The sequence below is a fragment of the Rhizobium sp. NPDC092011 genome, from assembly GCF_044756305.1.
Classification (GTDB): domain Bacteria; phylum Pseudomonadota; class Alphaproteobacteria; order Rhizobiales; family Rhizobiaceae; genus Rhizobium.
Window position 1 is genome coordinate 31,325 of record NZ_JBIVSO010000024.1, and the last position, 24,585, is coordinate 55,909.

The 24,585-nt window shown below is 61.1% G+C and carries 23 protein-coding genes; 17 read left to right on the top strand and 6 right to left on the bottom strand.

What is annotated here, in order from left to right:
* Positions 1 to 3 precede the first annotated feature (3 nt).
* Positions 4 to 777, bottom strand: a complete 774-nt coding sequence (locus ACIQJ2_RS36240; protein ID WP_400677376.1) for a metallophosphoesterase — start codon at positions 775 to 777, stop codon at positions 4 to 6.
* A 399-nt stretch (positions 778 to 1,176) separates the two neighbouring features.
* On the opposite strand from ACIQJ2_RS36240, the gene copD reads away from it, so the two are divergent.
* On the top strand, positions 1,177 to 2,061 hold the full coding sequence (gene copD / locus ACIQJ2_RS36245; protein WP_400677379.1) for a copper homeostasis membrane protein CopD: 885 nt from the start codon (positions 1,177 to 1,179) through the stop codon (positions 2,059 to 2,061).
* A gap of 77 nt (positions 2,062 to 2,138) precedes the next feature.
* Here the strand turns inward: copD and ACIQJ2_RS36250 are convergent, their stop codons facing one another.
* Positions 2,139 to 2,909 carry a TIM barrel protein gene (locus ACIQJ2_RS36250; protein ID WP_400677381.1) on the bottom strand — a complete coding sequence of 257 codons (771 nt, stop codon included), beginning with the start codon at positions 2,907 to 2,909 and terminating at the stop codon, positions 2,139 to 2,141.
* A 61-nt stretch (positions 2,910 to 2,970) separates the two neighbouring features.
* Positions 2,971 to 3,918 (bottom strand): helix-turn-helix domain-containing protein, encoded by a 948-nt coding sequence (locus ACIQJ2_RS36255; protein ID WP_199149001.1) that lies wholly within the window; start codon positions 3,916 to 3,918, stop codon positions 2,971 to 2,973.
* 86 nt (positions 3,919 to 4,004) lie between these two features.
* On the opposite strand from ACIQJ2_RS36255, the gene ACIQJ2_RS36260 reads away from it, so the two are divergent.
* The 5 genes from ACIQJ2_RS36260 to ACIQJ2_RS36280 all read left to right on the top strand — a co-directional run bounded on the left by ACIQJ2_RS36260 (position 4,005) and on the right by ACIQJ2_RS36280 (position 10,361).
* Complete coding sequence (locus ACIQJ2_RS36260; RefSeq protein WP_400677384.1) at positions 4,005 to 5,279, top strand: ABC transporter substrate-binding protein; 1,275 nt, start codon at positions 4,005 to 4,007, stop codon at positions 5,277 to 5,279.
* Positions 5,280 to 5,391: 112 nt separating this feature from the next.
* Positions 5,392 to 6,252, top strand: a complete 861-nt coding sequence (locus ACIQJ2_RS36265) for a carbohydrate ABC transporter permease (protein WP_037199318.1) — start codon at positions 5,392 to 5,394, stop codon at positions 6,250 to 6,252.
* Complete coding sequence (locus ACIQJ2_RS36270; protein ID WP_400677387.1) at positions 6,249 to 7,085, top strand: carbohydrate ABC transporter permease; 837 nt, start codon at positions 6,249 to 6,251, stop codon at positions 7,083 to 7,085. The genes ACIQJ2_RS36265 and ACIQJ2_RS36270 overlap by 4 nt, the downstream gene beginning before the upstream one ends.
* 14 nt (positions 7,086 to 7,099) lie before the next feature.
* Positions 7,100 to 8,188 (top strand): ABC transporter ATP-binding protein, encoded by a 1,089-nt coding sequence (locus ACIQJ2_RS36275; protein WP_400677389.1) that lies wholly within the window; start codon positions 7,100 to 7,102, stop codon positions 8,186 to 8,188.
* 169 nt (positions 8,189 to 8,357) lie between these two features.
* Complete coding sequence (locus ACIQJ2_RS36280) at positions 8,358 to 10,361, top strand: aldo/keto reductase (RefSeq protein WP_400677391.1); 2,004 nt, start codon at positions 8,358 to 8,360, stop codon at positions 10,359 to 10,361.
* 97 nt (positions 10,362 to 10,458) lie between these two features.
* Here ACIQJ2_RS36280 and ACIQJ2_RS36285 read toward each other — a convergent pair whose 3' ends face one another.
* Positions 10,459 to 10,992 carry a methylated-DNA--[protein]-cysteine S-methyltransferase gene (locus tag ACIQJ2_RS36285; protein ID WP_400677394.1) on the bottom strand — a complete coding sequence of 178 codons (534 nt, stop codon included), beginning with the start codon at positions 10,990 to 10,992 and terminating at the stop codon, positions 10,459 to 10,461.
* A gap of 250 nt (positions 10,993 to 11,242) precedes the next feature.
* Here ACIQJ2_RS36285 and ACIQJ2_RS36290 point away from each other — a divergent pair, with 250 nt between their 5' ends.
* The gene (locus ACIQJ2_RS36290) at positions 11,243 to 11,578 is read left to right on the top strand and encodes a DUF6665 family protein (RefSeq protein WP_199148982.1); all 336 of its coding nucleotides are present in this window, start codon (positions 11,243 to 11,245) and stop codon (positions 11,576 to 11,578) included.
* 15 nt (positions 11,579 to 11,593) lie between these two features.
* Here ACIQJ2_RS36290 and ACIQJ2_RS36295 read toward each other — a convergent pair whose 3' ends face one another.
* Positions 11,594 to 12,793 carry an ROK family transcriptional regulator gene (locus ACIQJ2_RS36295; protein WP_199148983.1) on the bottom strand — a complete coding sequence of 400 codons (1,200 nt, stop codon included), beginning with the start codon at positions 12,791 to 12,793 and terminating at the stop codon, positions 11,594 to 11,596.
* A gap of 228 nt (positions 12,794 to 13,021) precedes the next feature.
* Between ACIQJ2_RS36295 and ACIQJ2_RS36300 the strand changes: the two genes are divergently transcribed.
* The 4 genes from ACIQJ2_RS36300 (at position 13,022) to ACIQJ2_RS36315 (ending at position 17,220) form a co-directional block, all read left to right on the top strand.
* On the top strand, positions 13,022 to 14,260 hold the full coding sequence (locus ACIQJ2_RS36300) for an extracellular solute-binding protein (RefSeq protein ID WP_199148984.1): 1,239 nt from the start codon (positions 13,022 to 13,024) through the stop codon (positions 14,258 to 14,260).
* A 71-nt stretch (positions 14,261 to 14,331) separates the two neighbouring features.
* Complete coding sequence (locus ACIQJ2_RS36305) at positions 14,332 to 15,216, top strand: carbohydrate ABC transporter permease (RefSeq protein ID WP_400677398.1); 885 nt, start codon at positions 14,332 to 14,334, stop codon at positions 15,214 to 15,216.
* The gene (locus tag ACIQJ2_RS36310) at positions 15,216 to 16,061 is read left to right on the top strand and encodes a carbohydrate ABC transporter permease (protein ID WP_400677400.1); all 846 of its coding nucleotides are present in this window, start codon (positions 15,216 to 15,218) and stop codon (positions 16,059 to 16,061) included. The genes ACIQJ2_RS36305 and ACIQJ2_RS36310 overlap by 1 nt, the downstream gene beginning before the upstream one ends.
* Before the next feature lie 94 nt (positions 16,062 to 16,155).
* On the top strand, positions 16,156 to 17,220 hold the full coding sequence (locus ACIQJ2_RS36315) for an ABC transporter ATP-binding protein (protein WP_400677402.1): 1,065 nt from the start codon (positions 16,156 to 16,158) through the stop codon (positions 17,218 to 17,220).
* A 27-nt stretch (positions 17,221 to 17,247) separates the two neighbouring features.
* Here the strand turns inward: ACIQJ2_RS36315 and ACIQJ2_RS36320 are convergent, their stop codons facing one another.
* A complete protein-coding gene (locus tag ACIQJ2_RS36320; RefSeq protein WP_400677405.1) occupies positions 17,248 to 17,886 on the bottom strand; it encodes a class I SAM-dependent methyltransferase in 639 nt (212 codons plus the stop codon).
* Between the two features lie 147 nt (positions 17,887 to 18,033).
* Between ACIQJ2_RS36320 and ACIQJ2_RS36325 the strand changes: the two genes are divergently transcribed.
* The 6 genes from ACIQJ2_RS36325 to ACIQJ2_RS36350 all read left to right on the top strand — a co-directional run bounded on the left by ACIQJ2_RS36325 (position 18,034) and on the right by ACIQJ2_RS36350 (position 24,428).
* The gene (locus ACIQJ2_RS36325; protein WP_199148988.1) at positions 18,034 to 18,708 is read left to right on the top strand and encodes a response regulator transcription factor; all 675 of its coding nucleotides are present in this window, start codon (positions 18,034 to 18,036) and stop codon (positions 18,706 to 18,708) included.
* Positions 18,705 to 20,084, top strand: a complete 1,380-nt coding sequence (locus ACIQJ2_RS36330) for a sensor histidine kinase (RefSeq protein ID WP_400677409.1) — start codon at positions 18,705 to 18,707, stop codon at positions 20,082 to 20,084. Before ACIQJ2_RS36325 ends, ACIQJ2_RS36330 begins: the two co-directional genes overlap by 4 nt.
* Positions 20,085 to 20,207: 123 nt before the next feature.
* Positions 20,208 to 21,410: a hypothetical protein gene (locus tag ACIQJ2_RS36335; protein ID WP_400677412.1), complete on the top strand. Its 1,203-nt coding sequence runs from the start codon at positions 20,208 to 20,210 to the stop codon at positions 21,408 to 21,410.
* 114 nt (positions 21,411 to 21,524) lie between these two features.
* The gene (locus tag ACIQJ2_RS36340; protein ID WP_199148991.1) at positions 21,525 to 22,199 is read left to right on the top strand and encodes a response regulator transcription factor; all 675 of its coding nucleotides are present in this window, start codon (positions 21,525 to 21,527) and stop codon (positions 22,197 to 22,199) included.
* A complete protein-coding gene (locus ACIQJ2_RS36345; protein ID WP_400677415.1) occupies positions 22,196 to 23,533 on the top strand; it encodes a sensor histidine kinase in 1,338 nt (445 codons plus the stop codon). The genes ACIQJ2_RS36340 and ACIQJ2_RS36345 overlap by 4 nt, the downstream gene beginning before the upstream one ends.
* Positions 23,534 to 23,798: 265 nt before the next feature.
* Positions 23,799 to 24,428, top strand: coding sequence for an outer membrane protein (locus ACIQJ2_RS36350; protein ID WP_199148993.1), 630 nt, complete (start codon positions 23,799 to 23,801; stop codon positions 24,426 to 24,428).
* Positions 24,429 to 24,585 lie beyond the last annotated feature (157 nt).

Here is a 24,585-nt window from a genome sequence, read left to right on the forward strand (position 1 = left end):
AAATCAAGTCGACGTAATGCTGATGCGGCCCTGCCATAGCCGGGCCGCAGTCAACTTGCCCGTGCGAAAAGCGCCGGTATCGAGATTGAGGCGGAGGCCATGGGCCTCAGCTTGGCCTATCGGCGTGTGGCCATGCACGATGAGCTTCGGCAGCGGCTGTGCCGTATCGTAGAAACGCGAGCGGATGAAAACGAGGTCATGGTCCTGCTGATCCGCGATCGAACGATCCGGATCGATGCCGGCATGGACGAACAAGGCTTGCGGCGTATCGAGCATGATCGGCAAACGGCGCAGGAAATTGATGTGATCGTCGGGTAGCCAGGTTCGCAGGAACGTGTCGAGCTTCTTCTGGCTCAGATATTGCTGGCGCAGTGCCAGGATATCCGCGCCGTAGGAAGCAAGAGTGGCATCGCCCCCGAGCGCTATCCAATCATCCAGCGATATTTCGCCATCAATATAGGCTAGCATCTCCATTTCATGATTGCCTGTCAGGCAGATGCGATCGAAACCTTTCGGCGGCGGCGCCATCAGTCGGCCGACAACCTGCGCCGAGGCAGGGCCGCGATCGATGTAGTCGCCAAGCATGACAATGAGCTTGCGCCCGGGAAGCCTGGCGGCATCGGCGACGATCTTGCGCTCCAATACGCTCAGCAGATCGTAGCGGCCATGGACGTCGCCGATGACATAAGTGGGCACATCAAGATTCTCGAGCCGCTCGCGACGCCGGCGATGGCCGAAGCCATGCGCCATCTTTTCGCGTATCCTAGCTGCCGACATAAAACTCCCTTTCGAGCGTACACCCCGAAACGCCTTGGCGATCTCTGTAAGAGAACTCAAAAGCGACGATTCTGTGCCGAAGAGCGGGAATCGGCGCTTCCGACCGATATCGTAGTCGCCTGAAGCCTGCGGCACCGAACTGCCTTGCGGCAAAGCGCCTCGAACCGCGCCTTTATGCATGGAGAAAGTTGACAGGGAGTATCCGCAATTCTATCGCGCTTGGACCCCTGGCGGGAAAAACACCAATCGCCCGGACCTCAGTCCGGGTATACATCGTCTTCATTCCGGCATTGGTCTGCGCCGGTGCGGCCTTTGCACCGGCATCCGGCCGGAATGGACCAGATTTTAACCGGGAGCTTCGCTCTTCGATGGCAGCTGTAACTTTATCGTGAAGTCTTGATGGACCCTACCCTCGCGCTGGAACTCTGCCGCTTTTCTCATGCTGCATCATTGATGCTGCTGTGGGGCGCCTGCGCCTATCTTTGCTTTCTCGTGCCGAGCGCGCTCGCGGACATCGTCTGGCGCATGTCGGCTGGGCCGTTTTTCCTGATTACTGCCATCGCCGCCCTGACGACGCTGATCTCCCTGCCGGCGGCGACGGCCATCATCGGCAGTGGCTGGAACGACGGGCTCGATATCGGCACCATTCGCGACGTTCTGATCGATACGTCAGTCGGCCGGGCCTGGCAGGCGCAGGCGGTGGCTGCCGCGCTGATGATCTCAGCCTTCCTGCTGCCCGAAAGCCGGCGGCGCCTCGGCCTGGCATTGGCTTCCGGCCTGGGACTTGCCGCGCTTTCCCTGACTGGTCATGCCTCGATGCTCGAAGGCTGGCTGCGACAGGCACATCGCGCCAACGATATCTTCCATGTGCTGACCGGGGGCGCCTGGCTGGGAGCACTCGTGCCATTGATTCCCATTCTAAGACTTCTCGGACGACCGGAATGCAGGGCGGATGCACTGCTTGCGCTCCGTCGCTTCTCGACGGCCGGGCACTGGGCCGTTGCCCTCGTCATCCTGTCGGGTGTCGTCAACACCATGCTGATCCTGAAACAACTGCCGACGAACTGGTCCTCGCCCTACCAGAGGCTGCTTGCCACCAAGATCGCGCTGGTCGGCGGCATGGCGCTTCTGGCCATTGTCAATCGCTATCTCTTCGTCCCCTGGATGAGCCGAAATCCTGGCCGCGCCTTGCAGGCGCTGCGGCTTGGAAGCATCGCCGAAATCGTCATCGGCGTCGCCGTCATCGGTCTTGTTGCCGTCTTCGGCATGATGGAGCCTGTGTAGGCTGCAGGCGCCCCTCCTGGTGCGTAGATTCAAAGAATTAGAGCGTCCTTTGCGCTTCCGGAGGGAAGCACGGCGCTCTAACCGCCCAGCGCTTTGATCACCGCGCGAACGGCGGCGATATCGTCGGTCGCCGGCCTGTATTCCAGGCCTACCCTGCCGCGATAACCTTGAGAAAACAGCCAATCGAGCCACTCGCGCAAATCAACATGGCCGGTGCCGGGATCACTGCGGCCGGGGTGATCGGCGACATGGAGATGCACGATCCGGTCGACCCGATCGCCGACCACCTCGGGCGTGCTCTCGCCCATGACGGCGGAATGATAGAGATCGTAGACAATGCCAATCTCGGGACGGCCGACCTGGTCGACGATATCCAGGCCTTCGGCCGTCGAAGACAGATAATAGCCGACATGATCGATCCTGGTGTTCAACGGCTCGAGACCGAGCCGAACGCCGGATCCCTGGAGAATATCCGCGCCGACGCTGAGGATTGCAACCATCGCGGCTCGCTGTTCGGCTCGCGAAAACTCCGGCAGATCATCGCCGGCCTGTGCAATCAGAACCGGCGCACCGAGACGCTGCGCCACCGCAACGGACTCGCGAAGGCCCTGAAGCCAAGCTTCTTTGTTTGCCGGATTCGTCAATGCGATCATCGGCTCCGCGACCATGCCCGAAACAGCGATGCCCGTCTCAGCGACGGCAGCGGCGATCGCATCGAGATCCTTGTTCCTCCAGTGCCAGAATTCGACCGCATCCAGCCCGACCTCATGCGCCCGCCGGATACGATCCGCAAAAACGTCGCCGTCACGCGCAAACAACCACTCGATACAAGCAGAAAACCGACGCATTGACATCTCCTCCCGCATTGCCATCAGCAATGCTTGGGATCGGCAGCGACCGCAAGGGGTCTCAACGCTGAATCTGCGGGGGACGCCTTATGGAAGATTCGAGGGCTTCCACATTCATCGCGGAAAGCACGCGCATGTCGCGGCGGAAATCGGAAGGCGTCATGCCGGCAATGTGGCGGAAAGACTTGTTGAACGCGCTGATCGAGCCGAAGCCGCTGTCCATGGCGACCTGCAGCACATTGGCGCCGTCGCGCATCAGCATGGCCTGGGCGCGCGAAAGGCGCAGCAGGTTCACATATTTCGCGAGCGTCATGCCGGTCGATTTCTTGAAAAGGTTCATGGCGTATTTCGGATGAAGCCGCGCCGCCTTGGCGATATCGACCGTATCGATGTCGTCCAGAAAATTCTCGGCGATGAAATCACACATTCTTGCCAGGCTGCGGGAGGACTGCGGATGCGCCTGCTCGTTCGTCAGTGCCTCCACTTTCTCCGGCATCATGCGATAGGGCTCGAAAGCAATGCGCTCCAGCCGCAGAAGCAGCTCGGCGACGGCATGTTCCGCCTTGCTCCCGTCATCGGACATCACATAGCGATACCATCGAGCGAAATTCTCGTCATCGGCGGCATCGGTTGCCGAACTGATCAACGTCTGTCCGCGAATGAGGCGGCCGGAAATGTCGAGCGGAAGTCGCAGCCGAAAGAAATGCACGAGCGGCAGATGCGCGCCCGCGTAGATCGCATCGTCGGACAGTTCGTCGAGCTGATGCGGCTGGCCACCCCAAAAAAGGCAGATCTCCCCGGCCTTCAGATGCAGCTCGTGATCGCCGATCCGGTAATGCACGCTGCCACGCACGATGTAGTTCACCTCCACCTGTGCATGCCAATGCGGCTTCGCCATCCGCAGCGGATGGTTATGGAACATCTGCAGGAACGTCGGAAGCCCTTCGACGCTGCTCGCGCCCGGCTGATAGACCGCTCTTTGACCCACCTTACTTTTCGCCAAGTCGATGTTCCCTTTTTAGGAGACAGAAGCGTACCGCGAGCTAATTTAAGCGCGTTCGCTAGCGGACAGCAATTGAAAAGGGAGGATTTTCAATGCGTTTAAAATTTGCTGGGGCGACGGCGCTCGCCGCCTTGCTCGCTTCCGGTTCTGCCTTTGCAGAACAGACCACCATTACAGTCTGGAGCTGGAACATCGCCGCTTCGGCGCTGAAGTCCACGGTCGAGGGGTTCAATAAGAAATATCCGGATATCAAGGTCGATGTACAGGACATCGGCAACCCCCAAGTCTTCGACAAGATGCTGGCCGCTTGTGCTGCTGGCGGCGACGGCCTGCCCGATGTCATGTCGATCGAAAACCACAAGGCTTCGATCTTCTGGAATCGCTTCCCGGACTGCCTGACCGACCTGACGAAGCTCGGCTACAACGACAGCCTCAAGAAGCAGTTCCCGGATTTCAAACGTGCCGAACTTGAAGTCGGCGCAGCCGCCTACGCGATGCCGTGGGATTCCGGCCCGGTCACGATGTTCTACCGTCGGGACATGTATGAAAAAGCCGGCGTCGATCCGGCAACGGTCAAGACCTGGGACGATTTCATTGCAGCCGGCAAGAAGATCTCCGCCGCAAACCCCGGCGTGATCATGACGCAGGCCGATCTCAACGGCGATACCGAATGGTTCCGCATGCTCGCCAATGAACAGGGCTGCGGCTATTTCTCGGACGACAGCCAGAGCATCACCGTCAACCAGCCGGCCTGCGTGAAGGCCCTGGACAAGGTGAAGGAGATCAAGGACGCCGGCTTGATGAGCGCCGCGAACTGGAACGAGAAAATTCAGGCGAACACTGCCAGCAAAGTAGCGTCGCAGCTTTATGGCGGCTGGTATGAAGGCACCGTCCGCTCCACCTCGCCGGATCTCGCCGGCAAATGGGGCGTCTATCCGATCCCGAGCATGACGGCCGACGGCCCTCATGCTGCCAATCTGGGCGGTTCTTCCCTGGCGATTGCCAACGGCTCGAAGAACAAGGAAGCCGCCTGGAAGTACCTGGAATATACGCTCGGCACCAATGAGGGCCAGGTGACGATGCTGAAGTCCTTTGGCCTCGTGCCGTCGCTGCTGACCGCGGTTCAGGATCCCTTCGTCAACCAGCCGCAGCCCTATTGGGGCGGCCAGAAAATCTGGACCGATATCCTCGCCACGCTGCCGAAGATCCGCCCGAACCCCGGTACCCAGTATTTCAGCGACGCCGACGAGGTCATAAAGGCCGTCCAGACTAAATACCTTGCCGGCGGCTATCCGAACGGCAAGGCGGCGCTCGACGATGCGGCCCAGCAGATCGCCTCGGCGACAGGTCTGCCGCTCGCGAAATGAGTGACACTGCCGGGCGCGCATCCCAAGCCGCGCCCGGCATCCCCGCCGCCCCTTCGGCGGCGGGGATGCGACGTCACGTGTCACTTCACTGCGCATAAAGGAGGAGGCTTTCATGCGGCTGCAGAACCGGAGCGCCTATGCGTTTCTTGCGCCCTATCTTCTGGTGTTTACGGCCTTTTGGGTGTGGCCGATCATCGATTCGTTCCTGATTTCGTTCCAGAACACCCGCGTCAATCCTTGGACCTTCAACCTGCCGCTCAATTGGGGGCGCCTGTTCGGCGACCCGGCCTTCTATAACGCGCTTCAAAACACGCTGATCATCCTGATCGTCCAGGTCCCCGTCATGATCACGCTCGCCACAGTTATGGCGGTGCTACTGAATTCACCACTGCTCAAGGCGCGCGGCATTTTCCGCTTCGCCTTCTTCGCACCCGTCGTGGTCGGCGAAGTTGCCTATGCAGCCGTCTTCCGCCTGATGTTCAATGTCGATTTCGGCATCATCAACAAGTTGCTCGGCGGTGTCGGCATTTCGCCGGTGTCGTGGTTTGCCGACTCCCATGCGGCCATGGTTCTTATCATCATAGCCGTCACCTGGCGCTGGGCCGGATACAACGCCATCATCATTCTCTCCGGGCTGCAATCGATTCCCGAAGATGTCTACGAGGCCGCGACACTCGACCGTGTCAGCCGTTTCCAGCAGTTCATCCATATCACCCTGCCGCTCTTGAAGCCGATCATTCTGTTTTGCGTGGTCCTGTCCGTCATCGGCACCATGCAGCTCTTCACCGAACCATATCTGATCACCAACAGGGGTGGCCCCGGCGGTGGGACGGAGACGCTCGGCCTGCTGCTTTATCGCCAGGCCTTCCAGTCGACCAACTTCGGCTATGCCTCGGCGATCGCCTACACGATGGCAGCACTCGCGGTGGTCATCTCTCTTCTCAATCTCTGGGTGGGGCGCGAAGCGAAATGAAATCAAAGTCCAAATCCACTCTGATCCGCTCGCTCGCCTTGCACGGCCTGCTGGCGCCACTCGCCATCATCTGGTTGTTTCCACTCTGGATGATGTTCGTCTTCTCGACCATGCCCGACTACGGCATTTTCAGCCCCGGTATCATCCTGACACCGTCGACAGGTTTCATGGACAACGTCCGCAACCTGCAGGCAGACACCAACTTCATCGGCGCCATGACGATCTCGATCGTCGTTGCGGTCATCTATACCGTACTGTCTGTGCTGTTGACCTCGATGGCCGGATGGGCTCTGGCGCGCTACCAGTTCGCCGGCCGTTCGGGCGTCATCGGCATCATCCTCGGCACGATCACGCTGCCCTACTCCGTCGTCGTCATCCCGCAGTTCATCATGGTGGCGCGCGATTTCGGACTGGCGAATTCATGGGTCGCGCTGATCGTGCCGCCACTCTTCAATTCGCTCGGCGTGCTGTTCATGCGCCAGGCCTTCTCGATGATGCCGGGCGAACTTTTCGATGCCGCACGTGTCGAGGGCGTCAAGGAATGGCAGATCTTCCTGCGCATCGCCCTGCCGCTCGCAAGGCCGACGATGGCGGCGCTCGCCATCATCCTGTTCCTCGCTTCCTGGAACAACTACCTCTGGCCGCTGCTCATCAATTCCCGGCCGGGAATGATGACTGCGCCCGTGGCGCTCGGGACGCTGATCGGCCTCACCAGGGTATCCTGGGGCGGTATCATGGCCGGTGCCGTGATGCTGACGGCGCCGATCCTCATCATCTTCGTTCTCCTGCAGCGCCACTTCATCGCCGGCATCGCCGCTGGCGCAATCAAATAATTCCGGGGATCCGAATGGCTGAACTGTCTCTTAGCAATGTCGTCAAACGCTACGGTGCGCTGGAAATCATTCACGGCGCCAATCTGGAGGTGAAGGACGGCGAGTTCGTCGTCTTCGTCGGCCCGTCGGGATGCGGCAAGTCCACGCTGCTGCGCATGATCGCCGGTCTGGAGGATATTTCCGGCGGCGAACTCAAGATCGGCGGCCGCCTCGTCAACGATGTCGAGCCGGCCGATCGCGGCATAGCCATGGTCTTCCAGTCCTATGCGCTTTACCCGCATCTGACGGTCGAGCAGAACCTCAACTTCGGCTTGCGCATGAACGGCAACCCGAAGGCCGACACCGATCGCCGCGTCAAGCAGGCGGCCGAGATCCTGCAGATATCGGAGCTGATGCAGCGCCGGCCGAAACAGCTCTCCGGCGGCCAGCGTCAACGCGTCGCCATCGGCCGCGCCATCGTGCGCGAGCCGCAGATCTTCCTGTTCGACGAACCTCTGTCCAACCTCGACGCCGAGCTCCGCGTACAGATGCGCGTCGAGATCTCTCGCCTTCACAAGAAGCTCGGCACGACGATGATCTATGTCACGCACGACCAGACGGAGGCGATGACGCTGGCCGACAAGATCGTCGTGCTGCGCAGCGGCAATATCGAGCAGGTCGGCGCACCGCTCGATCTCTATGACGATCCGGCCAACCAGTTCGTAGCCGGATTCGTTGGCTCTCCGAAGATGAATTTCCTGCAGGCCGAAGTGGTCGACATCAACCCCGGCAGCGTCTCGACCGTGCTGAAGAACCAGCGCAACGTTCGCCTGACGCTCCCTCTTGCTTCAGCAAGGCTTGAGGTGGGCCAGCAGGTCACGATCGGCATACGACCGGAGCATTTCCTCGACGCCGGCCGCGGCGATGCGGACATGACCGTCGATGTCGATGTTGCGGAGCATCTCGGCAATACCAGCTACATCTACGCCAATATCGCAGCCGACGAGCAGATCGTGATCGAGCGCGAGGAGTCCCGGACCACGGGCAATCGCGACAAGCTCACCGTAGGGCTACCGGCGGCCAAGGCATTCCTGTTCGACAGCGCCGGCAACCGATTGCGGTAGGCGCTGCCTCATGGAGCCGGATGATTTTGGGACTGCTCGACCTGAAATCTGAATCCGCTCCAGAATCAAAGACGTAGAGCGTGATATCGTCCGAAAACCGCCTGCACTTTTCGGCATCACGCTCTATCCCCTCCCAAGACAGCATGCAAATTTAGGAAAGGACCATTTCATGACGACCGACACATCCATCCGCTGGGGCATTATCGGCCCTGGCCGGATCGCCCAGACTTTTGCCGATGGCGTCGCCCATTCCCGCAGCGGCAAGCTGGTGGCCATTGCCAGCCGCAACCCCGGCAAACCTGGCCTCGGCGATGGCTTCCCCGGCGCTCGCATCGTCGACGGCTATGAAGCATTGCTCGCCGACAAAGAAGTTGATGCGATCTATATCGCGACTCCGCACACCGGCCACGCCGAGTGGGCAATCAAGGCGATCCGTGCCGGCAAGCACGTACTCGTCGAAAAACCGATCGCGCTTTCCGCCTTCGACGCCGAGGCCATTTACTACGAAGCGAAGAAGGCCGGCGTTTTTGCCGGCGAGGCCTTCATGTATCGCGTCCATCCGCAGACGGCGAAGCTGATCGAGCTGGTGAAAAGCGGCGCCGTCGGCGATCTGCGCATCATCCGTTCCTCCTTCGGCTTCAACATGGGCAAGGTAAGCCCGGAACACCGGCTGTTTGCCAGTGACATGGCCGGCGGCGGCATCCTCGATGTCGGCGGCTATCCGGTCTCGATGGCCCGCCTGATCGCCGGTGCGGCCAGCGGCAAGCCTTTCCTTGATCCAGACAAGGTGTCGGGCGTCGGCCACCTCGGCCAGACCGGCGTCGACGAATGGGCGTCGGCAGTGTTGAAGTTCCCGAACGACATCATCGCCGAAGTGTCCTGCTCGATCATGGCAAATCAGGACAACACGCTGCGCATCATCGGCTCGGAAGGCCGTATCGAGGTTGCCGACTTCTGGTTCGCCTCCGGCCACAAGGGCGGCGTCGGCAAGATCAATGTCATCAAGGGCGGCGAGACCCAGACGATCGAAGTCAAGGAAGAGCGCTGGCTCTACTCCTTCGAAGTCGACGCGGCAGGCGATGCCATTCGCGCCGGAAACAAGGAATTCGCCTATCCCGGCATCGGCTGGGCCGATTCGATCGGCAATCTCAGGGTTCTCGACCAGTGGCGCGCTTCGATCGGCCTCGAATATGTGGTCGAAAAGGCGACACACCGGACGAAGAACATCGCCGGAGCGACCGTCACCAAGGGCAACAGCATCCCGAAGCGCAGCATACCAGGCATCTCCAAGCCGGCCTCGCTCGTTACGCTCGGCTTCGAGTTCTTCCCGAACTTCGCCGCCGCCTCGCTGACGCTCGATGCCTTCTATGAAGCCGGCGGCAACGCCTTCGACACTGCCTACGTCTATGGCGGCGGCAAGACGGAGAGCATCTTCGGCGACTGGCACACCAGCCGCAACGTTCCGCGCGAAGAGATCGTGCTGATCGGCAAGGGGGCGCATTCGCCGCTCTGCTACCCGGACATCATCGCCAAGCAGCTCGACCAGTCCCTCAACCGTCTGAAAACCGACTATGTCGACATCTATTTCATGCACCGCGACAATACCGACGTTCCGGTCGGCGAGTTCGTGGATGCCATGGATGCCGAGGTGAAGGCAGGCCGCATTCGCGGCATCTTCGGCGGCTCGAACTGGACGCGCGCCCGCTTCGACGAGGCAATCGCCTATGCCGAGAAGAACGGCAAGACGGCGCCAGCGGCGCTTTCCAACAACTTCTCGCTGGCGGAAATGCTCGACCCGATCTGGGCCGGCTGCGTTGCGGCCTCCGACGACGAATGGAAGGCATGGCTCAACGCCAAGCAGATCCCGAACTTCGCCTGGTCGAGCCAGGGCCGCGGCTTCTTCACCGACCGCGCCGGCCGCGACAAGCGCGACGACGAGGAATTGGTCCGCGTCTGGTATTCCGACCGCAATTTCGGTCGCCGCGACAGGGCGATCGAGCTTGCGCAGAAGCTCGGCCGCAGCCCGATCCATATCGCGCTTGCCTATGTCGTCGCCCAGTCCTTCCCCGTGATCCCGTTGATCGGCCCGCGCACGGTTGCCGAGCTGGAAGACAGCCTGTCGGCGCTCGACATCAAGCTGACGCCGGAACAGGTAAAGTGGCTCGAAGGCTGAAACTGAGCAGCTTTCGCTGAGCTCAAAAGTATGAAACGAAAACAGCCCATCCGGCATACGGATGGGCTGTTTTACTGACTGAGATTACCGGGAGAGATCAGGCGGCGAAATCGAAGGTCTTCGTCTCCGCACCCTCGAGCCGCAGCAGATATGCCTTGCGTTCGAGACCGCCGGCAAATCCTCTGAGTTCGCCGGTCGATCCGATAACCCGGTGGCAGGGGGCAACGATCGAAATGGGATTGCGGCCATTGGCGGCACCGACCGCCCTTACCGCCTTCAGCGCGCCGATCTCAGCCGCGATCTGCCTGTAGGTGCGGGTCTCCCCGAAGGGAATGGCCAGCAATGCGTGCCAGACCTTGCGCTGAAACTCCGTTCCGGCGAAATCGAGCGGCAAATCGAAAGCCTGTCGTTTGCCGGCGAAATATTCCAGCAATTGCCGTTCGGCCTCGAGCAGAATTGGGTGATTCCCGTCTTCGGCGACGATCGACAGCGGCACGCGCTGCGGCCGGTCGTTGTCCCAGAGGATCGCAGCAAGGCCATCATCGCTGCCGACGAGCTTGAGCGCGCCAACGGGCGAGTTCATGATCCGATAGATATAATGCTTTCCGTCATATCCGGGAGCTTTGGTCATGCCGATATCCTTTCCTTGGATTGCGCTCGCTGTCTTGGGCAGAATTGCCTTCATGAAGCGCTCATGACCCCATAGGACCCGAAATACCCCGTTCCAGCCACCCGAAAAGAGACATCGGCCGAGAAATCCCGCGATTTCGAAGCCAAGCCCCGCTGCCGCAATGAACGGCGACGACATGGCCGCTCTTGGGAAACGGTCCGAAATTGTGTAGAACCGGGACAGGACATATCATCCGCATGCGGAGCCAGAGATGACAGTTCGCCCGCCAAGCAGCTTCAATCCATCCCGGATCAACGACACAGGTCTCGGGATTCTTGAATATGAGATGATGTCGGAGCGTGCCAGCGCGCTCGGCCATCACGGCGTGAGGGTGGAGACAGCGCTTGCGGCACTACGAGACGGCGAGGCCAAGGGCCGGCAAGGCGTAGAGCACGAACGGCTGGTCGATAGCGCCGCCGAAGCCGTCTGGGCAATGTTCGTTCACCGCGAGATCTGCGGCCTGCGCAATAGCCGCGACGTCATTCAGCGCTACGAGATCCCGAACAAGGTGCTTGCGCGCCTTGGCGCCAGCCCGCGTCATCCCTGAAGACCGACCAGACAATCAGGATTTCAGGATCGCCGAGAAACGCGGATCGAAGGCGTGGCCGATCGGCTCCGCCGCCGCTCCGCGCGCCACGGCCCAGGGATCGGTCATGCCGAGCTGCAGGCGCGGCAGCAACCGATCGGGGCGATCGGCATTGGAAGGCAAAAGCGGCTGCATGGCGGCCATCAGCCTGACGGCAAGAGCCGCTGGTGCGCCACCGCAAAGGATCACCGTCTGTGGATCAAAGACGGTTTCGATGAGGTGCACGCTCCAGCGCAGATCGACAGCGGCCTTTTCGACCCAGGCCAGAATGTCCGGATCGTCGGCGGCGGCACGCTTTTCTATCAGCGAATAGATGTCAGGTGCCATCGGATCGACACCGAGATGCTCGTAGAGCGATGCCAGCGATGCGTTGTGTTCCACGGTCCGCCGGCCGCCGGCCGACAACAGCGCCATACCGATTTCGCCGGCGTTGCCGCGTGCGCCGCTATAGAGTTCGCCGCCGAGAATGAGCCCCGCGCCGATCCCATAGCCGACATACAGACAGACGGCGTGGTCAAGTCCGTGCGCTGCGCCGACCATGCGTTCGGCGGTCGCACAGGCGGCGGAGTCGTTTTGCAGGGTGACGTTGAGGCCAGTGCCGGCGGAGAGCGTTTCCAGCAGCGGAAAGCGTTGCCAGGGACCCATCATCCACGGATTGTCGGCATCATCCCGCTCAAGGCCGAAAGGTCCCGGCATTGCCGCGCCGAGACCGACGAGGCGCTTCTCCGCCTGCGCCACGCGCTGCTTCAGCTCCGTGCGGACATCCTGGACTAGCTGCAGAACGACAGGCGTGCCCGTCGTCGGCCCGCCGGTGGGGAGGTTCGCTTCCTTGCGGATGAGAACATTGCCGACGAGATCGACGGCAATGGCTCGGGTGATATGACGGTCGATCTGCAGGCCGATGGCAAAGGCGCCTTCCGGCACGAGGCCGTAGGGCGTCGACGGCTGCCCACGACCGCCGCGCACCGTTTCCCGCGATGTCACAAGCCCATCGCCTTCCAGCTCTTCCACGATGTTGGAAACCGTCTGCTTCGTCAGCCGGGTGGCGCGCGCAAGATCGGCGCGGGAGAGCGCGCCGTTGAGCCGCAGGGCATCGATGATGACCCGCCGGTTGTGGGCGCTCGTGCCTTCGTGGTTCGTTCCGCTCGTGGCCCTGATCGGCTGCTTATCATTCATCTCTATTTGCCTCTTGACACCAATAGAATATTGAAGAACAAATTAGTCAAGACAATTGACTTAAAAGAAACCGCAGAGTTTCATCGGGGAACAGAGGGAGCCACAGGCTCCAGAACGTGCCGATTCATATTCGGCAACCGGCCCGGCCAATTGCCTACCCGACAGCCCCTTGGCGACGTTCGGCCGCCAGTGGAAAAATCACGTGAGTGTCAAAAACTGGAGGATGGAATGTTGAAATCATTGAACAAGACATTGCTCGGCGCAGCGCTGATCGGCGCATCCTTCGCCTCGCATGCCTTTGCAGAAACGACGATCAATGCCCTCTTCATGGCGCAGGCCGCCTACAGCGAAGCCGATGTGCGTGCCATGACGGATGCCTTCTCCAAGGCCAATCCGGACATCAAGGTCAATCTCGAATTCGTTCCCTATGAGGGTCTGCATGACAAGACCGTGCTGGCGCAGGGCTCCGGCGGCGGCTACGACGTCGTACTCTTCGACGTGATCTGGCCCGCGGAATACGCGACCAACAAGGTTCTGGTCGACGTGTCCTCGCGCATCTCCGACGACACGAAGAAGAGCGTGCTTCCTGGTGCCTGGACGACCGTCCAGTATGACGGCAAATATTACGGCATGCCGTGGATCCTCGACACCAAGTACCTGTTCTACAACAAGGAAATCCTGGAAAAGGCCGGCATCAAGACGCCGCCAAAGACCTGGGACGAGCTTAGCGAACAGGCCAAGATCATCAAGGACAAAGGCCTGCTGGCAACACCGATCGCCTGGAGTTGGTCACAGGCCGAAGCCGCGATCTGCGATTACGCCACGCTCGTCAGCGCTTACAAGGGCGACTTCATCAAGGGTGGCAAGCCGGACTTCCAGACCGGCGGCGGCCTTGATGCTCTGAAATACATGGTCACCAGCTACAAGTCCGGCCTCACCAATCCGAATTCCAAGGAATTCCTCGAAGAGGACGTCCGCAAGGTCTTCGAAAATGGCGACGCCGCCTTCGCGCTGAACTGGACCTACATGTACAACATGGCCAACGACCCGAAGGACAGCAAGGTTGCCGGCAAGGTCGGCGTCGTGCCGGCACCGGGCGTCGCCGGCAAGAGCGAGGCTTCGGCCGTTAACGGCTCGATGGGCCTTGGCATCACCTCGGCCAGCAAGCATCCGGACGAAGCCTGGAAGTACATCAGCTACATGACCTCGCAGGCGACGCAGAACCAGTATGCCAAGCTCAGCCTGCCGATTTGGGCGTCGTCCTATGGCGACCCGGCCGTCACCAAGGGCCAGGAAGAACTGATCGCAGCGGCAAAGGTCGGCCTCGCCGCGATGTATCCGCGTCCGACGACGCCGAAATATCAGGAACTGTCGACAGCGCTTCAGCAGGCGATCCAGGAATCGCTGCTCGGCCAGTCTTCCCCGGAAGACGCGCTGAAGTCGGCTGCCGACAACAGCGGTCTCTGATAGTCTTATCGGGCGGCGCATCGCGTCGCCCACCTCTTATCCTCCATGAAGAATGAAAGAAGGGGCCTGCCATGTCCGGCACCTCGATGACAACTCGCGCCTGGCTTTTGATGCTGCCGCTGCTTGTGGTGATGATCGCCGTCATCGGCTGGCCTCTCGTCGATACGGTCGGTCTTTCTTTCACCGATGCGAAGCTTGTGGGAACCGGCGGCAATTTCGTCGGCATAGACAACTACGTAAAGATGCTGGCGAACTCCAATTTCCAGCGCACGCTGATCACCACGGCCTGGTTCGCCATCATTTCGGTTGCCGCCGAGATGGTGCTTGGCGTGCTGGCCGCTTTGCTGCTGAACCAGAACTTCAAGGGCCGCGGCGTGCTGCGCGCCCTGATGATCCTGCCGTGGGCACTGCCGACTGTGGTCAATGCGACGCTGTGGCGGCTGATCTACAATCCCGAATATGGCGCGCTGAACGCCCTGCTTACCCAGCTCGGCCTGCTCGACGCCTATCGCTCCTGGCTCGGCGAACCGGGGACAGCGCTTACGGCCCTCATCGTTGCCGATTGCTGGAAGAATTTTCCGCTGGTGGCGCTCATCGCGCTTGCCGCTCTGCAGGCCGTACCGCGCGATATCACTGCAGCCTCGCTGGTCGATGGTGCGGGACCGTTCAAGCGTTTTCGTTTCGTGATCCTTCCTTATCTGGTGGGCCCCTTGATGGTGGCGCTCGTGCTGCGCACCATCGAGGCCTTCAAGGTCTTCGATATCATCTGGGTCATGACGCGCGGCGGTCCGGCAAACAGCACGCGCACACTGTCGATCCTCGTTTACCAGGAAGCCTTCTCTTTCCAGCGGGCGGGATCTGGTGCGTCGCTCGCCCTCATCGTCACGCTTTTGGTGACGGTGCTTGCTGCTGCCTATGCCACGCTCGTCCGTAAAACCGCAGGGAGTGCCGCCTGATGGAACGCCAGAGCCCGCTCTTCACCTGCTTCCTCTATGTCTGCGCCGTTCTGCTCGCCGTCGTGATTCTCGCGCCGATCGCCTGGCTGTTCATCATGAGCATTTCGCCCGCTGCCGATCTTGCCGCCAAGCCGCTACGCTGGTGGCCGCAGACAGCGGACTTCTCGCGCTACAAGGTGCTGCTGTCGACACTGGAAAACAGCGAGGGCGCGGCCTTCACCTCTTCGCTGCGCAACAGCATCGAGGTGGCAGGCATGGCGACCATCGCTGCAATAGCGCTCGCCATTCCCGCCGGCTGGGCCGTCTCACGCACGCCGTCCGTCGGATGGTCGCTTTCTCTCGTGATCGCCACCTACATGCTGCCGCCGGTCGCGCTTGCCGTCCCGCTCTATATGGACCTTGCGCATCTCGGCATGCTCAACAATGTCTTCGGCCTGGCGCTCGTCTATCTGACCATTCTCGCGCCGTTCACGACCTGGCTGATGAAATCAGGCTTCGATTCCATTCCGAAGGAGATTGAGGCAGCCGCGATGATCGATGGCGCCGGGCTGTTCCAGACACTGAAGATCATCACGCTGCCACTGGCCATGCCCGTGATGGCGACCTCGGCGCTCTTCGCCTTCCTGCTTGCCTGGGATGAATTCTTTTATGCGCTGCTCTTCACCTCCGATCAGCGCGCCAAGACCCTTACCGTCGCCATAGCGGATCTCGCGGGCGGCCGTGTCTCGGACTACGGACTGATCGCGACTGCCGGCGTGCTGGCCGCCCTGCCCCCGGTGCTGATCGGCCTTGTCATGCAACGCGCCCTGATCTCGGGCCTGACCAATGGCGGCGTCAAGGGATGAACATGACGGCAGAGAAAACACGCCCCGCCGGCATCGACGCGATCGCGCTGCCGCGTAGCTACGGCCCGACAGCCGCATCCGGGAGAGACATTCGATGAGCGCGCTTGAAATTCAGAACATCCGCAAGAGCTATGGCGCGTTGGAGACGCTGAAGGGCATCGATATTTCGCTCGAAAGCGGTGAATTCCTGGTGCTGCTCGGTTCATCGGGCTGCGGCAAGTCCACGCTTCTGAACATCATCGCCGGGCTTGCCGAAGCGACGAGCGGTGATATCCGCATTGGCGGTCGCTCCGTGCTCGGTGTGCATCCCAAGGACCGCGACATCGCCATGGTGTTCCAGTCCTATGCGCTCTATCCGAACCTCTCCGTCCATCGCAACATCGGCTTCGGCCTCGAGATGCGTAAAGTGCCTAAGGTCGAGCGGGACAAGGCGGTGCGCGAGGCGGCAAGATTATTGCAGATCGAACCGCTTCTCGAGCGCAAGCCGAGCCAGCTTTCCGGCGGTCAGCGCCAGCGCGTGGCGATCGGCCGAGCGCTCGTGCGCAAGCCGGACGTCTTCCTGTTCGATGAACCGCTGTCGAACCTCGATGCGAAGCTGCGCATGGAAATGCGCACCGAGCTGAAACGTCTCCACCAGATGCTGAAGACCACCGTTGTCTACGTCACGCATGACCAGATCGAGGCAATGACACTCGCAACCCGCATCGCCGTGATGCGTGACGGCCGGATCGAACAGCTCGGCACGCCCGACGAGATCTACAATCACCCGGCAACGCTCTATGTCGCGACGTTCGTCGGCGCGCCGCCGATGAACCTGCTGAACGCAACCGCGCATCAGGGATCCCTGCGCATCGATGGAACCTCGATTACGCTGCCCATGCCGCCGACGAAGGCACAGATCAAACAGGAGCAGCAGCTGGTGATCGGGATAAGGCCGGAAACGCTGTATCTCGACGAAAGCGGCCAGCTTGAGGCCATCTGCGAGGTGGCGGAATTGACCGGTCCCGAATTGATCGTGACGGCGCAAGCCGGCTCGCAGCGGCTGATGGCCTGCTTGCCGCCGCGGACCGCCATTGCCGAAGGAGAGATGCTGAAGCTCGGTTTCGACGCCGGCTCTTGGCATCTGTTCGATCGCGCCACAGGCCTGCGTTGCGCGTGAGCCGATCAAACTCCGCCTATCGCCCCGTCAGCGGCTGGAGGCGCCAAGTTCGCGCTGCGAAGCGTTATTTGCCGCCCGGTGATAGAGCGCCTCGTTGGGCCAACTCGGCACGCGCGTTATCCGGTAGACCGAGGCCGGCGGCAGGTTGAAGAAGGTTCCGCCAATTCTCTCCGACCGCAGGCCCAGGAAATTCAGCACGCCGTCCGATACCGGGCAGCGGGGACCATAGGTAAATTGATAGAATGCACCGGTTGGCCCGAGGCAGCGGAATGCGCCTTGCATGATCTTCACGACCACACCCGTCGGCATGGACAGGACGCCGAGGCCGCTTAAGACAGCTCCGGCGCTGTCTTCCTGCATATCGACGGATTCGGACACGTCGGCGGCGTTCATCTGCAAGACGCGAGCGGCCGGAAAGCGTTGCTTCAGCAATATCGCAAAATGCGGATTGAGCTCGACGAGGGTTATGTTGTGCTCGGCCACGCCGCGATTGCGCAGGGCGTTGGTGAACACGCCCGTACCGGGACCGAGCTCGATCACGCGGCCGGTTGCCGGCGTAATCTCGCTCGTCATCAGCCTTGCGAGCGCACGGCCGGACGGCGCGACGGCTGCCGTGCGAAGAGGAGCCATCGCCCATTGGCGCAGGAAAAACAGGCTGTCTTTCATGATATCGTTTCATCCCTTGTCGATTGATTGTTTCCACAAGGGTTTGAGCGGATCGCCTGATGCCTGCATTGCTTCGAAACGTCATGTTGCCGCAATGTGTCGCAGGCAGGAAGCACGTTCAAAAAGTATCGCGAAGGGACATGATCGATGCGGCTCCTTGTGGTGGAGGACGAGCCGGAAATGGCGCTGGCCTTGCAATCGGCGCTGCGACGGCACGATATGATCGCCGATCATGCCGATACGCTGGCCGCAGCCATGGAGATGATCCCGCTTGGCTCCTACGATGCGATCATTCTCGACCGCGGCCTTCCGGACGGCGACGGGCTGTCGCTGATCCCGCGGATAAGGCAGTGCAGGGCGAGCATTCCGGTGATCGTGCTGACGGCTCGCGGCCGGCTTGCAGAGCGCATCAGCGGCCTTGACAGCGGCGCCGACGATTACCTGGCCAAACCCTTTGCCTTCGAGGAGCTTCTGGCACGGCTGCGCGCCGTGATGCGCCGGCCCGACCATCTGAGGCCCATGGCCGTCAAGCTTGGCCGCCTCTCCCTCGATCTCGATCATCGCGAGGCCAGAGTGGAAAACATGCGCTTCGATCTGCCGAGACGCGAGCTTCTTGTGCTCGAAGCGCTGATGCGGCGCGCGGGCCGGATGGTGCCGCGCGAGATCCTGATGGAAGCGGTCTTTGGCATGAGCGACGAGGTACAGTCCAACACGCTCGACAGCCATATATCGCGGCTCCGGCGCAAGCTTGCCGACGCCGATGCCGGCGTCACCATCAACGGCGTGCGCGGCGTCGGCTACATGCTGATGGAGCAGATATGAAGGGGACTACCGGCCGCTCCCTCAGGTGGCAACTGATCCGGGGACTGCTCATCCTCCAGAGTCTGATTCTCTTTCTCGTTCTCGGCATCATGTTTTTCAGAGGCGATCTCTTCGCCTTCCGTTCGATGGATGGAACGATAGAGGCAGTTCGCCATGCCGTTCAACGTGATGCGGCCGGCGCGCTGCAGCTTCGCGACACGCCGGAGCTGACCGCCTTGAGAGCAGCCGAGCCAGCCCTATGGCTCATCATCACCGACACCAAGGGGGCGGAAATCTCGGAAGGGCCCGTACCCCCAATCTTCAAGCGCATCAGCACTGTGCTGCCCGGCATCGGCCAAGCCCGCTTCGGGTCCACGGCCGACGGCGCCGCCATGAACCGGCCGGAGGCGCGCATGCGGACGGTTTATTCCCCGGCGGGCGAGATACAAATCCTGACGGGAACGGAGGGCAAGGCTCCGCCGCTGATCGTTGCGCTTGGGCTCGTGCTCGTGTTCATCAAGATCGGGTTGCCGATCATGATCGTCATCGTCCTCGGCATCCTGCTGGCGACGCCGCTCGTCGTGCGCAGCGCAGTGGCCGGCATTGTGAAAGCCGAAGAACAGGCCGCCCTCATCGATATCGGCCAGCGAGGCGTGCGCTTGGAAACCGCAGGAACTCCGCCCGAGATCGCATCGCTCATCCGCGCGGTCAACGAAGCCCTTAGTCGGCTCGATGACGGCTACGAACGGCATCAGCGGTTCCTTGCGGACGCGGCACACGAGCTGAGGACGCCAATCGCCATTCTCGGCATCCGGATCGCCGCGCTGCCGCCCACCCCGGAGCGCCAGCAGCTGGTTGCCGACGTGGCGCGACTGACGACGCTGACCGAACAACTGCTGGATATCGAGCGGCTCGGGCGGGATATCGCCGATTTCAAACCCGTATCGCTGCTGGACCTCGGCAAGCGTGTGGTGAGCGACATGGCACCGCTCGCCTTTCCGGCAGGCTACGAACTCGAGCTGATCCACCACGGCGTCGACCACCCGGTTCAGGGCGACGAAGCGTCGCTGGGCCGGGCACTGGCAAGCCTCATCCAGAATGCCATCGATCACGGCGGCGGACGCGGAACGATCAATGTCCACATTGCCCCTGGTATCATGGAGGTGTGCGACGACGGTCCCGGCATCCCGCCTGCCGAACGCGACCGCATCTTCGAACCCTTCTACCGGTTGAAACCGCGTTCGCGCGGAACCGGCCTTGGGCTCCATCTCGTCAGGCAGATCGCCGAACTGCATGGCGGCAGCGTCAAGGCCGGGGCAAGCCGGTCTGGCGGCGCGCGATTGACCATCCATCTCGCTTCGCCCCATCGGCCGATCTCGCCCGAGAGGCCAGGCTAGTCGGGCTTTTACCCAGCCAAGATTGGCCACAACCAGGCTTTCCAAAGAAATTTCCGCACCCGTAATGTTACCGCAAGGCAGCGCACCGACCCTGACGATCGAAACGATCATCGGAACAGAACCGTGCTTCAACGACTTCAACGCAACGCGCGATGGCCCTTCGTCGGGCTGCAACTCAGCAACGTGGCGCTCAATTTCAGCCACGCTTTCGCGACCGTCCTCTATCCCTGGATCATGTACGACCTGACCGGCAGCGTCGTGTGCATGGCGCTGATGGTGTTCATAAACGGCATCGTGCTTCTGGTGGGGATGGCCTCCGGCGGCTACGTGGCCGAATGGCTCGGCATACGCTACACCGCACTCATCTCCGCCAAGATCGGAGCGCTGACGTCGTTGCTGGTCGCGGCACTCTATACCGCCGATTTTCTAAGCCCCGGCGTGCTCATCCTTCTCTGCCTTCTGAGCACGATCCTCGACGGCCCGGCAACGGTCGCCACAGAAGCCAAGGTGCCGGAAATAGCGCGGCTTTCGGGCCTGTCGGCGGCCGATGCCAATTCCATCGACGACATGATCGACGGCCTGGTGCTTCTCACCGCTTCGGCTGCGAGCGCCTTCATCATCGCCGTCATCGGCGCCAAGGATGCTGCCTGGTGGATTGCGATCTGCAACTTTGCCGCCATGACGCTTCTGTCCCTCAGCCTGCCGAATTTCCGGTTGCGGTCGGCTCCGCGCCTGCAGGACATCATCGTTGCCGGGCGGCAGTTTCGCGGCCTCGCGATCTCGCTGCCGCTTGCCCTCTGCGCGAGTGCGGCACTGGGCTTCTTCATGACCCTGCAGATCTTCCTCGTACCTGCCGCCTTGCGGCTGCAAGGCGCTTCCGTGGCCTGGCTCGGCATATTCATTGCAGCGTCCGCCGCGGGCACGATCATGATGAACCTGCATCTGGCCTCCCGCCAGCGCCCGCCCGCTGCGGCATCCATCGTTTCGCGAGCTTTCCTGGGACTGGCATTCGCAACCGGTCTGATGTGGGTCGAGATATCGCCTTTGACGATGATGCTGGCGGGTCTCGTCGCAGGGCTTTCAAACGGCTGGCTCTCGCCGGCATTCGTCTCGATCCTGCAGGTCAAGTCGCCGCGCGGTCGCCGGCCCTATGTGATGGGACTTTCCTATTCCGTCGTTCTGCTGTTTCTGCCGCTCGAATACATATTGACCGGTACGGCAATCGGCCTCACCTCGTTTCGCACGACCTGCACCCTTCTGGTGTTCCTGCTATCAATGGCAGCAGCAATCAGCGCTTCCTGGCTCGAGGCCATCGAGAACGATTAGCCGGAAAACATCCGGCACGCAGCCGACAATGCGGGAAAATCGGATTGCCGCAATGATATCGTAATGTTGATCGCTATGTCTTGACGACACTATTCAGTTTCGATGAGGGAAAGAATGCGCCTCTTGCTCGTGGAAGATGAGCCGCAAATGGCTGATGCGCTTGCGACCGCCTTGCATCAATACGACATCATCGTCGATCACGCGCTCACCCTGGATTTTGCCAGAAGCGCAGTCGCCGAACATGTGCATGACATGATCGTGCTCGACAGGCAGCTGCCCGATGGCGACGGGCTGGAACTCATCCAGCATCTGCGGTCGATCGGTGCGACGGTGCCCGTCATCGTGCTGACTGCCCGCGGTTCTCTTGCAGACCGTGTCAACGGACTGGATCTCGGCGCTGACGACTATCTCTCCAAACCCTTCGCGCTTGAGGAGCTGCTGGCGCGCATCCGCGCTCTGATGCGACGGCCGGCAAACGTCGCGCCGATGGTCGCCAGGCTCGGCCGGCTGGAATTCAGTCTCGACAACAGGGAGGCCCGAATTGCCGGCAAGGTGCTCGATTTGCCAAGGCGTGAGCTTCTCGTGCTGGAAACGCTGATCCGTCGTCAGGGCAGGACGGTTCTGAGGGCCGCTCTTGAAGAAGCGGTATATGCCTTCGATGACGAGATTCAGTCGAACGCGCTCGATTCGCACGTCTCGAGACTTCGCAAGAAATTGGCCGAGGCGCATGCCGATGTCGAGATCCATGGTATTCGCGGGGTCGGTTACCTCTTGAGGCCGATTGCATGAAGCTTCTTACATCGAAATCGCTGAAGCGCCGGTTGATCGCGCAGCTTTTGCTTTTTCAGGTCGGCATTCTCTTCCTGTTCAGCGTCGCCTTCGTCGCCTACCTGCTGCAGGTTGGCGAGGGTATCGTTCTTTCCGACCCCGCATTCGCCGATGCCGCCGCAAGCGCTATCGAACGCAAGGCTGACGGCCATCTCGTTCTCAACGAGACGGAGGAGCTTGCCAAGATCAGGCAGCGTTCCACGAACTTCTGGTTTGTTGCCCGCAGCGAGAAAGGCGAGATCGTACAGACGGGTAATGTGCCGCCGGTCTACTCCGTCATGGCGCAGCATCTGGACAGCATCACCTTTGCCGACATCAGGGATACTCAGGCGCCCTTCACCTATCTTGCCGTCATTCGCCGCGCTTCCGGGCCTGCCGGCGATTTCATCGTGCTCGGCAAAGGCGATATGCTGAGCATGACCTACGCCATCCTCCTTCTCTCCAACCTGCTGATGGTGCCGATCCTTGTCCTCCTGGTCATCATCACGGTGATCGCCATTCCGTGGATCGTCAGCCGGGCATTTTCGCGGCTTTCCACCATCGCGAAGGAAGCGGAAGCCATCGACATCGATCGTCGTGGCTACAGGCTTCCGGAGACGGGAATTCCCAATGAGGTCGTGCCGCTCGTCAACGCCATCAACGGTGCCCTGCAACGGCTCGATGAGGGGCATGAGCGCCATCAACGGTTCATCCTCGATGCGGCACATGAGCTGCGCACGCCCGTCGCCATCCTCCAGACGCGCGTCGAGGCAATAGCGGAAGGGTCGATCCGCAACCGGCTTCTATCTGACGCGGGCCGCATCGCGGCGCTCGCCGAGCAGTTGCTCGACCTGCAGCGTCTGGACGTCACGGGCGACAGATTTACCTCCGTCGATCTGGTGGACATATGCCGCAACGTTGCCGCCGACATGGCGCCCCTGGCTATCGCCCAGGGTTACGAACTATCGCTGGAAACGACGCTTCAACAGCTGGGCATCCAGGGAGATGCCGGTGCGCTGCAACGCGTCGTCGTCAACATCGTTCAGAACGCAATCGAGCATGGCAACGGCAAGGGAAACATCACGATCAGGATCAGCAGGCCCGCCATCATCGAGATTACGGATGAGGGCCCCGGCATACCCGTGACGGAACGCGAACGGATCTTCGAACCCTTCCATCGCCTGAAGGCACACGAGCACGGGGCCGGCCTCGGGCTCAATCTGGTGCAGGAAATCATGCGGCGGCATGGCGGTCAGGTTGTCGCGACGGACAACCCGCAGGGTGGTGCATGCTTTCGTCTGACCTTTCCCGGTTGAGGTCGATCGGCAAGCCCTTCCTTAAAAATAAGTTAAATATTTCCGCTCAACTCCATAAAAATACTAAATAATTTTTCAATATTTTCAAATCTTGCAATGTAGCCGCAATTCTCATGAGCAAAATGACATGCATCTCCTTGGACCGATCCGTTCCCAAGACGGGCGGTGCCGGAGAGCAGCAGGAACCGGTTTCCGGTTCTCCAACGCAAACTGAGACCCCTCGAGCGCCAAGGGATGGCACATGGGTTTCGTATGGAGTTTACCAATGTCGCTCAGCGCAAAATCGATTCTGTTCGCGGCTCTGACCATTACGGCCGCGACCAATGCATCCGCCGCCGACTACACGAATTACCCGGCGCCGGACAACAGCTACGAACGCCCGGCCGCCTTCCAATGGAGCGGTGCTTACTTCGGCGCGCATGGGGGCATCGCCTCGCCGAAGCTGAACCCTTTCTCCGGTGGCAAGGGCTTCGCAGCCGGCGTTCAGGCCGGTTACAATTTCCAGGTCGGCCCGGGCATCATCGGCGCCGAACTGGAAGGCTCCTATCTCGGAAATGCAGAGGTGCGCGTGCCGAACGGCCGCCTGGAAGAGCGCTTCCGCGGCGCTGCCAAGGCCAAGGCCGGTCTGACATTCGACCGCACCTTCGTTTACGGGACCGCGGGTCTGACGATGACCAAGTATGAAGGCGGCAAGGGCATTTCCGGCCCCAGCGGCTGGAAGCAGGGTTATCTGCTCGGCGCCGGCGTCGAGCAGGGTTTCGCCGGCGGTCTCTCCGCCAAGCTCGAATACAACTACGTCACGACCAACGATGTGACGACCTATTCAGCCGGCGGTAAGTCGAAGACCGATCTGCATGACCATGTCATCAAGGCCGGCCTGAACTATCGCTTCTGAGCGGACACGTTCCGCAGAGGTCGGCGCACCCTTCACGCGGGGCAGCGCCTGACGGAGAGCGGCGAAAGTCGACCGATCCAACCCCGAGTCGGTCGGCTCGCCGCTCTCGCTTTCGAGACGACAGCACAATGTTGGGTGTCATGACGAGCCGTGTCGC

Coding starts and splice junctions, on each gene's coding strand:
- ACIQJ2_RS36240 (WP_400677376.1), bottom strand. CDS start 777: ATGTCGGCAGCTAGGATACGCGAAAAGATGGCGCATGGCTTCGGCCAT.
- copD (WP_400677379.1), top strand. CDS start 1,177: ATGGACCCTACCCTCGCGCTGGAACTCTGCCGCTTTTCTCATGCTGCA.
- ACIQJ2_RS36250 (WP_400677381.1), bottom strand. CDS start 2,909: ATGCGTCGGTTTTCTGCTTGTATCGAGTGGTTGTTTGCGCGTGACGGC.
- ACIQJ2_RS36260 (WP_400677384.1), top strand. CDS start 4,005: ATGCGTTTAAAATTTGCTGGGGCGACGGCGCTCGCCGCCTTGCTCGCT.
- ACIQJ2_RS36265 (WP_037199318.1), top strand. CDS start 5,392: ATGCGGCTGCAGAACCGGAGCGCCTATGCGTTTCTTGCGCCCTATCTT.
- ACIQJ2_RS36270 (WP_400677387.1), top strand. CDS start 6,249: ATGAAATCAAAGTCCAAATCCACTCTGATCCGCTCGCTCGCCTTGCAC.
- ACIQJ2_RS36275 (WP_400677389.1), top strand. CDS start 7,100: ATGGCTGAACTGTCTCTTAGCAATGTCGTCAAACGCTACGGTGCGCTG.
- ACIQJ2_RS36280 (WP_400677391.1), top strand. CDS start 8,358: ATGACGACCGACACATCCATCCGCTGGGGCATTATCGGCCCTGGCCGG.
- ACIQJ2_RS36285 (WP_400677394.1), bottom strand. CDS start 10,992: ATGACCAAAGCTCCCGGATATGACGGAAAGCATTATATCTATCGGATC.
- ACIQJ2_RS36290 (WP_199148982.1), top strand. CDS start 11,243: ATGACAGTTCGCCCGCCAAGCAGCTTCAATCCATCCCGGATCAACGAC.
- ACIQJ2_RS36295 (WP_199148983.1), bottom strand. CDS start 12,793: ATGAATGATAAGCAGCCGATCAGGGCCACGAGCGGAACGAACCACGAA.
- ACIQJ2_RS36300 (WP_199148984.1), top strand. CDS start 13,022: ATGTTGAAATCATTGAACAAGACATTGCTCGGCGCAGCGCTGATCGGC.
- ACIQJ2_RS36305 (WP_400677398.1), top strand. CDS start 14,332: ATGTCCGGCACCTCGATGACAACTCGCGCCTGGCTTTTGATGCTGCCG.
- ACIQJ2_RS36310 (WP_400677400.1), top strand. CDS start 15,216: ATGGAACGCCAGAGCCCGCTCTTCACCTGCTTCCTCTATGTCTGCGCC.
- ACIQJ2_RS36315 (WP_400677402.1), top strand. CDS start 16,156: ATGAGCGCGCTTGAAATTCAGAACATCCGCAAGAGCTATGGCGCGTTG.
- ACIQJ2_RS36320 (WP_400677405.1), bottom strand. CDS start 17,886: ATGAAAGACAGCCTGTTTTTCCTGCGCCAATGGGCGATGGCTCCTCTT.
- ACIQJ2_RS36325 (WP_199148988.1), top strand. CDS start 18,034: ATGCGGCTCCTTGTGGTGGAGGACGAGCCGGAAATGGCGCTGGCCTTG.
- ACIQJ2_RS36330 (WP_400677409.1), top strand. CDS start 18,705: ATGAAGGGGACTACCGGCCGCTCCCTCAGGTGGCAACTGATCCGGGGA.
- ACIQJ2_RS36340 (WP_199148991.1), top strand. CDS start 21,525: ATGCGCCTCTTGCTCGTGGAAGATGAGCCGCAAATGGCTGATGCGCTT.
- ACIQJ2_RS36345 (WP_400677415.1), top strand. CDS start 22,196: ATGAAGCTTCTTACATCGAAATCGCTGAAGCGCCGGTTGATCGCGCAG.
- ACIQJ2_RS36350 (WP_199148993.1), top strand. CDS start 23,799: ATGTCGCTCAGCGCAAAATCGATTCTGTTCGCGGCTCTGACCATTACG.